The 13,641-nt window shown below is 48.1% G+C and carries 15 protein-coding genes; 6 read left to right on the forward strand and 9 right to left on the reverse strand.

Annotated elements, in window-relative coordinates:
* Window positions 1-36 precede the first annotated feature (36 nt).
* Both ELR70_RS07855 and ELR70_RS07860 read left to right on the forward strand, forming a co-directional pair.
* Complete coding sequence (locus tag ELR70_RS07855) at window positions 37-2,193, forward strand: M3 family metallopeptidase (RefSeq protein ID WP_054014452.1); 2,157 nt, start codon at window positions 37-39, stop codon at window positions 2,191-2,193.
* Between the two features lie 117 nt (window positions 2,194-2,310).
* The gene (locus ELR70_RS07860) at window positions 2,311-2,988 is read left to right on the forward strand and encodes a DUF1826 domain-containing protein (protein ID WP_241566362.1); all 678 of its coding nucleotides are present in this window, start codon (window positions 2,311-2,313) and stop codon (window positions 2,986-2,988) included.
* Window positions 2,989-3,057: 69 nt separating this feature from the next.
* Here ELR70_RS07860 and ELR70_RS07865 read toward each other — a convergent pair whose 3' ends face one another.
* Window positions 3,058-3,612: a MarR family winged helix-turn-helix transcriptional regulator gene (locus ELR70_RS07865; RefSeq protein WP_054014454.1), complete on the reverse strand. Its 555-nt coding sequence runs from the start codon at window positions 3,610-3,612 to the stop codon at window positions 3,058-3,060.
* A 102-nt stretch (window positions 3,613-3,714) separates the two neighbouring features.
* Here ELR70_RS07865 and ELR70_RS07870 point away from each other — a divergent pair, with 102 nt between their 5' ends.
* Together ELR70_RS07870 and ELR70_RS07875 are read left to right on the forward strand one after the other, a co-directional pair.
* Entirely contained in the window at window positions 3,715-4,458 is a 744-nt protein-coding gene (locus ELR70_RS07870) for a hypothetical protein (protein WP_054014455.1), read from the forward strand.
* 9 nt (window positions 4,459-4,467) lie between these two features.
* Window positions 4,468-4,737 carry a DUF2024 family protein gene (locus ELR70_RS07875; RefSeq protein ID WP_054014456.1) on the forward strand — a complete coding sequence of 90 codons (270 nt, stop codon included), beginning with the start codon at window positions 4,468-4,470 and terminating at the stop codon, window positions 4,735-4,737.
* An 86-nt stretch (window positions 4,738-4,823) separates the two neighbouring features.
* Here ELR70_RS07875 and ELR70_RS07880 read toward each other — a convergent pair whose 3' ends face one another.
* From ELR70_RS07880 to exbB, 8 genes are all read right to left on the reverse strand, one after another.
* On the reverse strand, window positions 4,824-5,213 hold the full coding sequence (locus ELR70_RS07880; protein ID WP_054014457.1) for a MerC domain-containing protein: 390 nt from the start codon (window positions 5,211-5,213) through the stop codon (window positions 4,824-4,826).
* A gap of 209 nt (window positions 5,214-5,422) precedes the next feature.
* Window positions 5,423-6,175, reverse strand: coding sequence for a hypothetical protein (locus ELR70_RS07885; protein ID WP_054014458.1), 753 nt, complete (start codon window positions 6,173-6,175; stop codon window positions 5,423-5,425).
* Between the two features lie 25 nt (window positions 6,176-6,200).
* Window positions 6,201-8,078: a 6-hydroxymethylpterin diphosphokinase MptE-like protein gene (locus ELR70_RS07890; RefSeq protein ID WP_128064532.1), complete on the reverse strand. Its 1,878-nt coding sequence runs from the start codon at window positions 8,076-8,078 to the stop codon at window positions 6,201-6,203.
* A gap of 329 nt (window positions 8,079-8,407) precedes the next feature.
* A complete protein-coding gene (locus ELR70_RS07895; protein ID WP_082353133.1) occupies window positions 8,408-8,893 on the reverse strand; it encodes a YbaN family protein in 486 nt (161 codons plus the stop codon).
* Window positions 8,883-9,467 (reverse strand): biliverdin-producing heme oxygenase, encoded by a 585-nt coding sequence (locus ELR70_RS07900; RefSeq protein ID WP_054014460.1) that lies wholly within the window; start codon window positions 9,465-9,467, stop codon window positions 8,883-8,885. The genes ELR70_RS07895 and ELR70_RS07900 overlap by 11 nt, the downstream gene beginning before the upstream one ends.
* Window positions 9,468-9,625: 158 nt before the next feature.
* Window positions 9,626-10,498: a TonB family protein gene (locus ELR70_RS07905; RefSeq protein WP_054014461.1), complete on the reverse strand. Its 873-nt coding sequence runs from the start codon at window positions 10,496-10,498 to the stop codon at window positions 9,626-9,628.
* A complete protein-coding gene (locus ELR70_RS07910) occupies window positions 10,495-10,926 on the reverse strand; it encodes a biopolymer transporter ExbD (RefSeq protein WP_054014462.1) in 432 nt (143 codons plus the stop codon). Before ELR70_RS07910 ends, ELR70_RS07905 begins: the two co-directional genes overlap by 4 nt.
* A complete protein-coding gene (gene exbB, locus ELR70_RS07915) occupies window positions 10,926-11,765 on the reverse strand; it encodes a tonB-system energizer ExbB (RefSeq protein ID WP_128064533.1) in 840 nt (279 codons plus the stop codon). The genes ELR70_RS07910 and exbB overlap by 1 nt, the downstream gene beginning before the upstream one ends.
* A 314-nt stretch (window positions 11,766-12,079) precedes the next feature.
* Between exbB and ELR70_RS07920 the strand changes: the two genes are divergently transcribed.
* Entirely contained in the window at window positions 12,080-12,535 is a 456-nt protein-coding gene (locus tag ELR70_RS07920) for a sigma-70 family RNA polymerase sigma factor (RefSeq protein WP_164881435.1), read from the forward strand.
* A gap of 9 nt (window positions 12,536-12,544) precedes the next feature.
* Window positions 12,545-13,531, forward strand: coding sequence for a FecR domain-containing protein (locus ELR70_RS07925; protein ID WP_054014464.1), 987 nt, complete (start codon window positions 12,545-12,547; stop codon window positions 13,529-13,531).
* The last annotated feature ends 110 nt before the right edge of the window (window positions 13,532-13,641 follow it).

Raw genomic sequence — 13,641 nt, forward strand, 5'->3', positions numbered from 1 at the left:
TAACATATCCATCCTATTTTACAGATGAGAGAAACAATGATGAAAAAGTTGCTAGCATTGGCGGTAAGTTCCGCCTTACTTGTAACGGCCTGCACGGGCGGGGATCGTACTTCAGGCTTGCAAAAAGGCGCAGCCTCTGCGACGGTAACTGAAGGCAACCCACTACTGGTATCGAGCACATTGCAATATCAATCACCGGATTTTAATACCGTCAGCGACGCGCATTTCGCGCCGGCATTTGAGCAGGGCATGGCTGAGCAAATAGCTGAAGTGAATGCAATTATCAGCCAAACAGACCCTGCCAGCTTTAGTAATACCATTGTTGCGCTGGAGCGAAGTGGTGAATTACTAAAGCGGACCCAGGCTGTATTCTTTAACCTGTCTGGCACCGATTCTAATGCAGAGCGCCGGGCGCTACAGTCTGAACTGGCTCCCAAACTGGCCGGTCACTACGACAACATTTACCTGAATAAAGCCTTGTATGAGCGCGTAGCCCAGGTTTACGGACAGCTGAATGTGCTTGACCTCAGCGCGGAAGAAAAGCGCCTGACAGAAGTCTATTACAAGCAATTTGTCAGAGCGGGTGCCAAGCTGACGGACGCGCAACAAAAAGAGATCCGTGAGATTAATGCGGCTTTGTCGTCATTAACCACGCAGTTCTCGCAGCACCTGCTGGCACTGTCGAAAAGCAATGTTGTGTTGGTTCAGGACAAAGCGAAACTGGCTGGCCTGACAGATGCCCATATCGCGCAGCTGGCACAAGCGGCTGAACAAGCCGGGCATCCGGGACAGTATCTGATCAAAATTACCAATACCACGCGTCAGCCTATTCTGGCCAAGCTCGAAGACCGTCAGTTGCGTGAGCAGGTATGGCGCGCATCCGCTTATCGTGGCTTAAAAGGTGACAACAACAACCGCGAAATTGTCGCACAGCTGGCACAGCTCAGAGCAAAAAAGGCGGCGCTACTAGGTTATGAGAGCTGGGCACATTATGGCCTGGATGAGCAAATGGCCAAAACACCCACCGCAGTGTATGACATGTTTGCCAGTATGGTGCCTGCGTTGTTGAAGAATGTCGATGCAGAGGCTCAGGCTATTAAAGACAAAATCCGCGCCACGGGCGGCGACTTTGAACTACAGGCCTGGGACTGGTTGTACTATGCCGATAAGGTTCGTCAGGATAAGTTCGATCTGGATGAGTCAGAGGTGAAAGCCTATTTTGAATTCAATCAGGTACTGAAAGATGGCCTGTTCTATACAATGGAGCGCCTGTATGGCGTAACCTTCAAGCCACGTAACGATATTCCGGTTTACCACCCGGATGTGAGAGCCTATGAAGTCTTTGATGCCGATGGTACCAGCCTGGCACTTTTTATGGCTGACTACTTTGCCCGTGATGGTAAGCGTGGTGGCGCCTGGATGAGTTCGTTTGTACAACAATCAGGCCTGGATAATCAGCGCCCGGTTGTGATCAATGTGATGAACATCGAAAAAGCGCCTGATGGCCAGCCAACATTACTGAGTTACTCTGAAGCAACTACTATGTTCCATGAATTGGGCCATGGATTGCACGGCATGCTGTCTCAGGTGACTTATCCGAGCTTAGCGGGGACGTCTGTATCTCGTGACTTTGTGGAGTTCCCGTCAACGTTTGAAGAAGACTGGGCTATTCATCCGGAAGTTATCCAAAACTATGCGAAGCATTACCAAACCAAAGAAGCGATTCCGCAGGCATTACTGAACAAAGTGATTGCCAGCCGTAGCTTCAATATGGGCTTTGATACACTGGAATATGTTGCCGCAGCTTTGTTGGATATGGAATGGCATGCGCTGGCGGCGGATGCGCCTTTGCAAGATCTGGTTGAGTTCGAGCGAGCCGCATTGACTAAGCATGGCGTGAACATCGACTATGCGCCACCCAGATATAAATCCGCTTACTTTGCTCACTCAATGGGAGGTGGCTACTCCGCAGGTTACTACGCCTACATGTGGAGTGAGATCCTGGCGGCCGATGCCTATGCTTATGTGCAGTCTCAGGGCGGGCTCAATCGCAAGATTGGCAGCCACTACCGCAAGCACATTCTCGAAGTGGGGAATTCTCGCGACCTGATGGAATCTTACAAAGCTTTCCGTGGCGCAGAGCCGACCACCGAAGCGCTTCTGAAACGCCGTGGACTAAACGTCGCTCCATAAAGCCTGTGACAAAAGGGCTGCCATCAGGCAGTCCTTACTCTGTTTGTAAATATTTGATATGTTATACTGTAACTTTTATCCTGAAAGCCGTACAACCAGATACAGATGTAGGAGAACATGATGACCCGTGCTTTAGCCACCAGTGAAAATCCAGAAATCCCAGCCAATCGGTATGCCGCGATATCCTCTGAGCCAAGTATTCTGACGGATATTTATCGCGAAGAAATTAACCTGAGCGTCTGGCAATGTGCACTGACTCAGGCGCTTAATTCAGAAGTGACGGATTTACTGAATGCTACTAGCGAGTTGCAGCTGTCGATTGCGGCGACACCTGAGCAGACAATAGACGGGTTACACGCGGCGTCTGCTCTGCTTGTTGATAAGCCAGCGCTGAGTGAACATCTGGCAATGCTGGTGGATATGTTTTGCACCTTGTTTGAACTCAAACGTGCCGGACTCAGGCTCACGGTACTCAATAAAGCCATGTGTCCTAAGTTCCATGTTGATCATATTCCTTGTCGGCTGGTGAGTACATTGGGTGGTGTTGCCTCTCAGTGGTTACCACACAATAAGGTGGATCGCAGCAAACTGGGTTTGGGCAGTAAAGGCAAACAGGACCATGAGTCCGGAATTTACACTTGTCAGTCGGATATTCAACAACTCAACACCGGCGATGTTGCCCTGTTGAAAGGATCAGGCTGGCTCGGTAATGAAGAGGGAGCTCTGGTACATCGTTCTCCGTCGCCCGCTGCGGGTGAAACGCGCCTGTTGCTCACGCTGGACTTTATTGACTGATTAAGCGGGCTGTGTATTTTTCGGTGTGCTGAACCTGAGTACGCCGGATCAGCTCGGCTTAGCACGGGATCACTGAGTAAATTCTCTGCATATCTGCTTGGTATCCTGCACAGACAGTGACTCCTTCGTGAGCCCACAGACAAACCTGCCTTGTGAAGACTGATTGTATTTACACTGACGACACACTCCGAAACCATTGCGCCCACTGCGCTGTTGGTACTGGTGAAGCATTTCTGTGAGTGCTTCTTGCAAGGTGCCTTGTGCTTGCGCAGACAGTTTGCAGGCCACCTCTGAAAACTGTTGCGGCGGACAGGTTTGGGTTAAAAATGTTCGCCCAGCCTCAGTGACTTTCAGATGGGTTATACGCTTGTCCTCAGAATCTTTGACTTTCTCTATCAACCCTTTGGTTTCAAGTACTTTTAGTGTCTGTGACACAGTACCTTTGGTCAAGCCCAGGTAGTCAGTGACCGCCAGCAAAGTATCTGAGTAACGATTACAAATAGACAGGTAGTACAGGGCTTCCTGTTGTACTGGCTGCAACCCCATCGCCAAGCCTGTTTGACGGGTCTCATGGCGCAGCAAATTAGCCAGCCGCTCGATTAAGTTATAGAGTTCTTCGTTCATAATCTAATAGTATCGAGTCAAAACTTATTTGACAAGGTGAAAGTGGTGGTGATTTAATGAATATAGTTTCGAGTCAAAACTATGTTTCAAAGGAGAAACGTTATGAAGACATCATCACACCTAGTGAGTGCTTTACTGGCATGTGGGTTAATGCAAAGCGCTGCGGCTCATCAGCAGCACCAGGGACACATTGTTGCATCTGTTACGGATACAACCTTAGCCAGCTTCGATATTGTGCATGCCAAGGTGGTGACCGACGGAGCACACCTGGTTTTTCAGCAAGTGGTGAACGGTGAAGCTGGTAAGGTGAAACCGCAAAAGCAAGGGGCTCTGGCAGGTGCTCAAGTGTATAGTTATGTCTGGCCAACATCACTGAATAGTGCCGCGGTGGGCTTTGAAGCCGATCAGGGCATTTTGGCACTGGCGCTAACGATCCATCCTGATTTCGACGATACACCTTTGTACGATGAAGACGGTGATGGCAATAAAACCAATGATGGTGACAACTGGCATAGCCACTGGGTGGTGCTGGTAGAAGATAAAGCATGTGGTACTGGGGCATTGAAAGTAAAGGACATAGCACCCGGTAGCACGCCTAAGTTACCAGCAACCTGGCCTAATTTACCTATCTTTATTGATAGTCCCGGATTTGATTTTTCTATCCAGCAAAGCGAAGTACTGGTTCGGGTGCCGCTTGCGTCGATTGGCTTTGCCAGCAACTTTTCATTCGATGGTGTAACAGCCGGGCTGCGGGTCAACCAACAGGTTCACGCGCCATTATTGTGTGTGAGTAAAGTATTTGATGTAGCTTCAGGCGATTTAAGTTTGCCTGGCAGAAGCCAGTAGGAGTGCGCGATGAATATTCATGTTTATGATACTCATGTCCATACCCAAAGCGGCGAATACTTGCACTTTGATGTACTGGTCAATGACCAAAATGTGCCCCATGTTGAGCGATATGCCAATGCCTATTTGTCCTCTTTGGGTATCGAGAAAGAGGCAATTAAACAGGGGAGATGCCAGTTTTGCCACAGTGAAATAGCAACCCCCGAAGTGCAGGCACAGATCATCAAGCAAGGCTACTGTATTTTACCGTTACGGATCGATACCAGTCTGGCAGGTTAAATTTCTTACGCTGAAACGGGGACGTTTCGACGATAATCTGACTGAGCTTTTATCGTTTTACCGCGCTACTTGGGCGCGGTTATCGGTTAATGACAACGCCCGGTCTGACACAAGTTGAAGTTTTTATAATGGCTGATCACCAGCAACACGCTGCCCATAATAGTCAGCAATTTTTCCCCTTCTTCCGCCATTAAGTCATGAGCAAAAAACGCGGCGAAGAATAACACGCCTACGCCTGCGCTGCCGTAACCTAAAATACGCCATTGATTGTGTTTTTTACACCCTAAAAATAACGCGCTACTACTGGTCACCAGCACACCGACAAGTAACCAGCGATGAAATGCTTCATCTGAAAAAAAGGTCGCGCCAAACGCCGGAAGCAGGGCAACCAGCAGGGGGACGAATAAGCAATGAATGACGCACATTGCAGACAAGCCTATGGCATATTTGTCCAGCCTTTCAGACAGATTTCTCATGGTTTCCTCACCTTGATGATTGACGCGTTTGTTTACACAGAGCCAGCGAACGAGCAGCTTAGTGTATAAAATGAGTTGTTATATTATATCATATTTTGGGTGTTGAATAGATTGACGGTGATGAAAGCGCTGTAAGAGAGTGTGGCAAAAGAGCTTAACAACAAGCCCGGGCAGAAACGCCCGGGCTCAGAAAAATGCCTCAGGGTTGTTTAGTAGTCGTAACCTAAGGAGTCTGCACAGTACTCACTAAAGTATGCGCTATCTCCTTTATAGTAGGCACGGATCTCACCCTGATATTGTTTTCTGAGTGAAGTAGTACCGTAGAACTCATACTCGCCTGCACTGGCATCTGTTTTCAACAGTCTGATACGTTCTTGTTTATTGCTCTGGTAATCATTCAGGTTCAGTTTTAACGCCTGGAACTTTTCACCCTGTGCGTCTTTGCCATAGTGGCCTTTCATAATGTATCTGCGCGAATACTGGTTAGCGTCGAACGCGGAGTTAGCACCGATTATCATGTGTCTGCTTGATTTCACACAAACTCGCAGGTACTCCTCGAAGTCGCCCAATGGGTCACGTTTGATTTCCATGTAAAGCACACCCAGGTGGATAAAATCACCACTCATCGGGTTTGTGTCGTTAGTAGGGAATGGCGTAAAGTCATCAGGGCGAGTGCCTGAACCAGAAGAATCACCCGCACCAAATGAGTCGCTTCCGCCGAATGAGTCGTTTGCACCGAAAGAATCATTCGCACCAAATGAATCGTTTGCACCAAAAGAGTCATTCGCTGCAAATGAATCGCTGGCCATCAGAGTGTCATCAAACGCTTGCTGTTCAAAACCCGTTTCGTGATAAGGGGCTTGCTGACCATCAATGATGGCATCTACGGTATTGGCGATGGATTTACCTGCAGTGGTTGCTGCAAGTGCAACTGGCAGCACAGTCATAATATTAAATTTCATTTTCTATCCTTATGATTTTTGGAGGTTATTGCCAAAGGGACAATTTTTTTAAAACAGACGCACAGAATGTATCTAAACAGGGTTTCAGCTCAGTGAAGTAATCCTGATGTGTTGTTGGTGGCAGATGGTTGATATGGCTTGCTATCTGACTATTGAGGTATTTGATGGACCCGCTGAGGATAATGTGGCTCAGCATTAGCTCGGGCTTGTGGGTCAGGTATCTCAATGTGTTCACCAGGGTATTTTGCACCTCCCGAACTGAACTGGCACGGAGCAGCGCTTTGCGCAATTGCTGTGTGATTTCAATGCCAGGGTGTAATAATGAAGCGATATCAATGCCGCTGGGGGTGTGATCTGCGGCGTAAGTCTTGATGTTTGTGCGCACAGCGTCAAGTGCCTGATCCGCGAGGCGGATATCGGCAAGCCGAATAGTTCGGGCCCCCTCAATGAGCGCACCATGGCTGGCATTGTCGACGCGCAGGTGAGGCTGAGAGCGAATAAGTGCTTCCTGCGCCAGCCTGGATTCATTATAAATCCGTGTTGTGTAAACGCTGTCACAGAAGTTGCCCCGTACACTGAATTCTGCTGCAAAGCTGGCCTGAGAAAGTGCGCTATCCGGGTTAAAATACCCCGAGTGCTGACTATGATGCTGCTGAGCTGTTTCGTAACCATAATCACAGCCAAGTAAAATAAGGTGCTGAAATCCAAGCCGACATAACGCAGCCGTAGCCATATTAGTCACTGTGGGATTACAGTGAAAGAGCGGGGTTAACCCGGGCTCCTGACTGGTCAGTGCGTGGGCACCGAGGTCATGGCCTTTTGCAAACAAGATACGGTATTTAAACTGTTCAACAAAGGGTGGGTAGAGTGTATTGAGCCCTATCAACACAACGTCTTTTAGCCTGGGGTCTGTCAATTGCTCCTTTTTTAGGTAATAGGTCGCCGCGGTGCGTTCCATCTCGATTTGTAGATCGGGCACGATATCGTTGTGCAGCAGCGCGTTTAAGGCCGTACCGCACGATGCAACCAGTACCCGATTACGCATCGACTTTAAGTAAGCAATGTCTCGGTCCAATGAAGGGCCATTACCAATCACAACCACGGGCACTTTTGCGACATCTGACAGCGCCTCACTGTGGCTTGCGATACGGTGCTTTTGGCTATTATTCTGGGTGTGCCTGAGCCCCATCAGTTCGTCTTCAACAAAGCCCCACATGCTTAGCGCACTGTTACGCCAGGCTTTAAACTCAGCCAGAATTTGGTCAAACAAGGGATGTGTGTAATGCCTGAATACGCTGATATCAGCAACCAGTTGTGTACCATGTTGTTTTATAAGTTGTTTGAAGGCTTGTTCGAAGTGCGTAAATTCGTTGCAACTTAGCACTGACAAGGTGCCGTGACGTAGCTTACAAAGGCGCTCTAATGTTTGCAGGTCACTGTGCATACAGGTCATCGCCCATTGCTCAGCATGTGGCTCAATCACTATTACATCGCTGTAATTGATACGCTGAAGCAGCTCACTAATGTGATAGCCCGCGCCACTTCCTAATATAATTAATGTGCCGCGCTGTGGTTTGGAGTTTGGTCGCCATCTTAGTTTAGTCGCATGTTCATTGAGCTGGTTTATGGCTTGCTGGTGTGCATTGGCCGACTTTGGGTCGCTCTGGAAATGTACACTCAGATGCTGAGGATGTTGTAAAAATACGCCAACCTGAGCGCGACAGCCTGTCTGTGCATCTGCGCCGTAAAAGTCGTGGGTAAGCTGCTGAATATCAGCCGGAGCGAATGAGTTTACTTGCAGACATAATGCTTCGGGCAATCGGTCTGTAAGAAAAGCCTGATTGCTTGACAGCAAGCGCGATTGCTCAGACAAAGGGGTGGATTCCTTTACCGGTGAATGCACAGTTAAGCGTCCTTTTATTTTGTTTTTCTTTACAATTAAATGCCCGCTAATTGTACTTAAATTGGCATTGCGTGTAAGCAACAAATTATAGTGAATATTATTTTAAGTCAAAATGATACAGAATTTGCTCATAGTGAATGAAGATTTGCTTACAAACGTACTTGTAGTAATTGTTTATTTCTTTTGTTTGGTAGTGAAATAGTATTATATTTGGTTGTGAGTGGGGTCGGGCAAATGTAACAGGGGGCACACCGTATTAGGTGCACCACGGCACTTGGGTTTGGCACTATTTTTAGCTGTAAAAGAGATATTGTGGTGCAGTTCTGGATTTACGGCTGCACGAAATATCCTTGCCACAGAGTAAGGAGACAAACCGAGATGATGGTCAGTGCAAGGTTAATGTATTTGTGTCTCCTGGTATGCACCATCTCTGTCACGGAACTGGGTTTGGAAAACAAGTAATTGCATATAAAAGCAAACACCATAAATAAGCCCGCCTGTAGCCAGCTGAAGTTATACAGGTATCCCGTCAAAACCAAGCTGCCAATCATGCTGAACGTGGCGAAATATTTAGCCTTTTTGGGTATTACCTGACATGTGCGCCAGTCACGCAAAATACAACCAAATTTAGGGTGATTAAGTAGCCAGGCTTCTAAAGAATCTGATGAGCGGGTGAAGCACCACAGTGCGATTATCAGGAACACTGTGGTTGGCATGACAGGTAAAATGGCGCCGATAAACGCCAGTAACAGTGCCACATAGCCACCGAGCATATAGCTGTACTTAGCGGCAGTTTGTTTTAGTTTAAGCAACATCGGCTGTCAGGTTTGGTGCTTGGTTATAGCTCAACTCTACGAGCTGGTTAGCAAATTTAAAGGCTGCCTGAGCGCCGTTCAGCATCTCTTGTTCTTGCTGCTCATCCAGGGTCAGCGCCTCAATATCTTGCATAAATTGACGCCAGTGTGACCCTCTGCCTGCACCGGAACCGGCCAGAAAGCGCGCGCCAAATTCACTATTCAAGCCCAGCTTTTCAGCCTCTTTAGCCAATACTGCGGCACCCAACTTTGAACCTTCAACAACATAGAGCCAGCCCAGGCTTTCATGCAAGGAAGCGCTGAACTGAGCATTACTCATTGCTTGATTAGGCTGGATCATATCCAAATCCTTAAAGTCGGCAAGCAAGTGCTCGGTACGGTCTCGTGATTTCAAATTGTTAATCATCGAAGCGAGCTGGTCACCCTGATATAAAGACGCTACATAGTTCATCAGATGATATTGATAGCGTAAGAACAGGCCATAATGTTCTTTGCTGGCAAACGGAGACCGGTCCATGATCTTTTTATCAAGCTGATCATGCACAGCAGACGTGGATGCTCTCAGCTTGCTCATTCGGGGTAATTTTCTGCTCTTAAGTTACTCATTTCATCACTCAACAAAAAGGGGTCTTACTATAGAGAACGAATGAGTTCGCAAAACCCTCAATACGCAGTGTAAAAAGAGTATCAAGGGCTATCTGAGGCATTACGATGCTCGGGTAAAACGGTTTGTTACCTCTTAATGAAAAAGGCGATGGGAACGGCCATTGTGATAGGATTGCCCTCAACACTGCCCGGCGGTACTGGCAAAGGTGCAGCTCTGTTGACCAACGCGACAGCTTCATCATCCAGGGCGGCGATGCCACTGGCACGATATAGGCTGACACTGAGTACATTCCCTTGTCTGTCGATACTGAATTTGACCCAGGGCGCACCCTGCTGAGCGCGAATTTTGGCACTGCGAGGGTAACGTTTCTTGCGCTCCAGGTGGGCCTGTACTTGGCCCCGCCACTGCATTTCGGCCTGTATATGGCTATTGTTTTGCGCACCTTGCTGTTTAGTCGACGTGTTCTGGCTGGCCTGGGCTTGTGCGCTGACCGGACTGCTTTTAGTGCTGTTCTGGCTGAATTGAGTATCGCGCTGAGTCTCCGGTTTTATTGGTTCTGGTTCCTTTTTAGCTTGCAACCGTTCTTTTTTTGGCGGCTTTGGTGCTTGTTTGATATCTGGCTGCTTCTGCTCTTTTGGTTTTTCCTGCTGCTTTGCCACTTTGACTGGAGACTCAACTGACTCTATGGGTTTGACCTGTGTCTCCTGCTGGGGTTGAACTCTCGGTTGGGGCTCTGTGTGTTTCGGCTGGGCAGCTTTGGACTTTTCCTGTTGAGGGCCCTGCACGTCTTGGTTTTGCACTTGAGTTGATGCCGACACTATGCTGATCTCAAAGGTGGTTGGGCTTGCAGCAGGAGGCGGGGTAAGTTTACTGGGCGGGTGCCACAATAGCGCCAATGCAATAAACAGATGCAATATCAATGCAGCTACAATGGCATACACCCACTTTCTGCGTTGTTGAACATGCTGGATATGACAGGGACCTGCGAGCAGACTCATAGGTTTTGCTCTACCTGCTCTTCACCCACCAGGGCGATTTTGCTGTAACCAGCCTCTGCCAGTTGATTCATCAGTGCGATAAAGTCGCCATAAGGAACAGCGGTATCAGCACGCAATAAAATTCCCTTACTGATATCAACGCCCTGGTTCTGCAGCGTTTCGGCCAAAGATTGGCGGGGAACTGGGGTCTCTTCACCCAGCGTCAGGGACAAGTCTTTTTGGAGCGTAAGATATATCGGTTTGTCTTCCTGTGGTGTTGGCTCGCCATTAACAGCGGGTAGGTTAACAGGCACATTGACCGTTGCTAATGGTGCCGCGACCATAAAGATGATCAGCAGTACCAGCATCACGTCAATAAACGGTGTTACATTGATTTCGTGCTGTTCACCGGGCACTGCCGGGTTTTTATTTGTGCTCGAAAAAGCCATCAGCTTGCTGCCTTGAGGGTAGTCTGCTGATCCTGCGTGTTTATATTAAGCGTGTCAGACATCATTCTGGCTTCTGGGTGTGTTCTGTCCAGATCCCGGCTGATGAGCACCATCACTGCGGTAACAATATCGGCGGTTTGAGCACCATAATGGGCAATGGCGCGCGAAAAGTGATTGTAAATCACCACTGCCGGGATAGCAGCAACCAGTCCAATTGCCGTGGCCAGCAGAGCCTCAGCAATGCCAGGAGCGACAACTGCCAGGCTGGTTGTTTGAGTTTCTGCGATACCGATAAAGCTGTTCATGATCCCCCAAACCGTGCCAAATAACCCGACGAAAGGTGCAACAGAACCCACCGTTGCCAGTACACCCGTCCCCTGATTCATATTACTAGAAAGCGTTGTCTGTACGCGTTCGAGTCGTGCCATGATCCGTTCTTTGAGGCCATGGTCTGACACCACTCCTTCACCAGACAGCTCCAGCTCGTGTTTGGTAGCCGCCATCAGTAACATGACTTCGTGTTCTATGTGCCCTGTGGCTTTATCTGCTGATTTGAAGCTCTGACTGTCGACTAGTTTGGTCAATAACTTACTCGCATGGCTTTTGGCTTTGTTAAGTTGCAGCGTTTTGAGCAGCCAAATCCCCCAAGTCGCTATTGACGCTAGTATCAGTAATATCATTACACTTTTAACAATAATGTCGGCCGCCATATACATGCCCCAGGGGGATAAATCATGGCCGGAAAAGGCGCTGTTTGTACTATTTGCCAGCGCAAAACCTGGTAAAAACGCACAGGTAAAAAGGATGAACATAAAACCTTGTAGCGGGCGAAGAGACATGGACAGCTCCTGATTATTGCTGAATAACTAGAATATTGGTTAATAAAATCAAAATATTAAATCTTTTATATGAAAAGTGCTGTTCCATAGCTGGCGATAAATTTATCGTTTCTACTTATGGTAGACGGTTAAAAACGGCAAACCCGTAAAATAAAAACGAAAAAAAATATCAGAATAATTTATCAAAATTTACCCTTTAAATGAGATTGAATATCATTTACACTTTTGCGCTTTCCAGAACATAGACCGAGAGAAAACGCTTTGTCCAGTAACACCTCAAACAGTCTTGATAGCTTATACCAGGCGCATTATGCGTGGCTGGTAAAGTGGGTTTCGCGCCGTACCCAAAACTGGGGGATGCCCAGGATGTCGCGCAGGATACCTTTGTAAAATTACTGGGTCGTCCAGAGAAACTGGAAAACATAAAAAGTACTAAGGCCTGGCTTGCAAAAATTGCCGATAATCTGGTGATCGACAAAGTGCGCCGTGAGATCCTGGAAAAAAACTATCTGACCATGCTGGCAAGCATGCCTGAGGCGCAAACGCCCTCAGCCGAACAGAAGTGGGAAACACTGGAGTTACTAGAGCAGGTAGACCGATTATTGAATGGTCTCAAGCCAAAAGAAAAGCTGGCTTTTTTGATGGTCCGTCTGGAAGGCATGGCGTATAAAGAAGTGGCAGCTCAACTGGAAGTGAGCTTGTCTTCAGCTGAAAAGTATGTGGCTAAGGCAATGATGGCTTGCTATGTCAACATGTATGGCCTGGACTGAGTAGGCGTTATGCTTGAATCATCACAAACATCTTTAACCATTTCTGAACAAGTGGTCCGTGAGGCAATTGCCTGGCGAGTGCGCTTGGAATCACGTGCTCAGGACGATGATGTACTGCACGCATGTGAGCAGTGGCGACAAGCTGAACCAGAACACGAGCAGGCATGGCAAAGGCTCTGTATGCTTGATGCCACGTTTAGCAAAGTGGCTGGTTCGTCTACCGAGCTGGTTAAACAAACCATTCTTAATACCGATAGTGAAGTAAAGCTAAGAGGGCGCAGGCAAGCCATAAAAACGCTGGGCGGCTCTGCCTTGGCGCTGGCTAGTGCCAGCTGGTTAAGCTATGAGCAAGGCTTACTCGATCCAATTTACACAGATCACTCTACCCGTGGAGAAAAAGCACATGTGGCGCTGACCGACAACAGCCAGCTATGGCTCAATCAGCACAGTAGTGTCAGCATTGAATACCGCCACGATAGTCGTCGTGTCGAAGTACCGCGCGGAGAAGTCCATGTTAGCGCAGCAAAAGATAAGCGACCGTTCGAGGTACATTCAAGTCATGGTGTGTTGAGCACAGTGAGGGCGCAATTCAATCTGCGTGAGGGCTCTGATGCTGCTGTCATTCAGGTCGATGAGGGAGAGGTATGGATTGCAGCCCACAGTGGGTATGCACGGCGCGTTAAAGCCGGTGAAGTTGTGCTGTTTAGCCAGTATGACTCTGAACAGCTTGTCGCAGAGATGTTTGATTACAGCGCCTGGGTCAACGGCTTTTTATCAGTCCGAGACATCCCTTTACAGCAATTACTTAGCGAGCTGGGTCGTTACCGTACAGGGATATTGCGTAGTGATCCAAGACTGGCAAATCACCCGGTATCCGGGGTTTTTCAGTTGAATGACCATGATCTTATCCTGAAAACACTCGCTCGCACCTTAGGCGCAGAGCTTCAATACCGTACCCGTTTCTGGGTTCAGCTTTCTTTAACAGCAAGTGTTTAGAGCCCCTTTCCTCAGTTGATTTCAGACTCAATTAAGAAAATGAGAATAAATTTCATTTTCTTTTACGGGTTTGCGGCCGCTGCTCGGCTCAGTATATGAAAAACAAATTA

This window comes from Pseudoalteromonas sp. R3, from assembly GCF_004014715.1.
GTDB lineage: Bacteria > Pseudomonadota > Gammaproteobacteria > Enterobacterales > Alteromonadaceae > Pseudoalteromonas.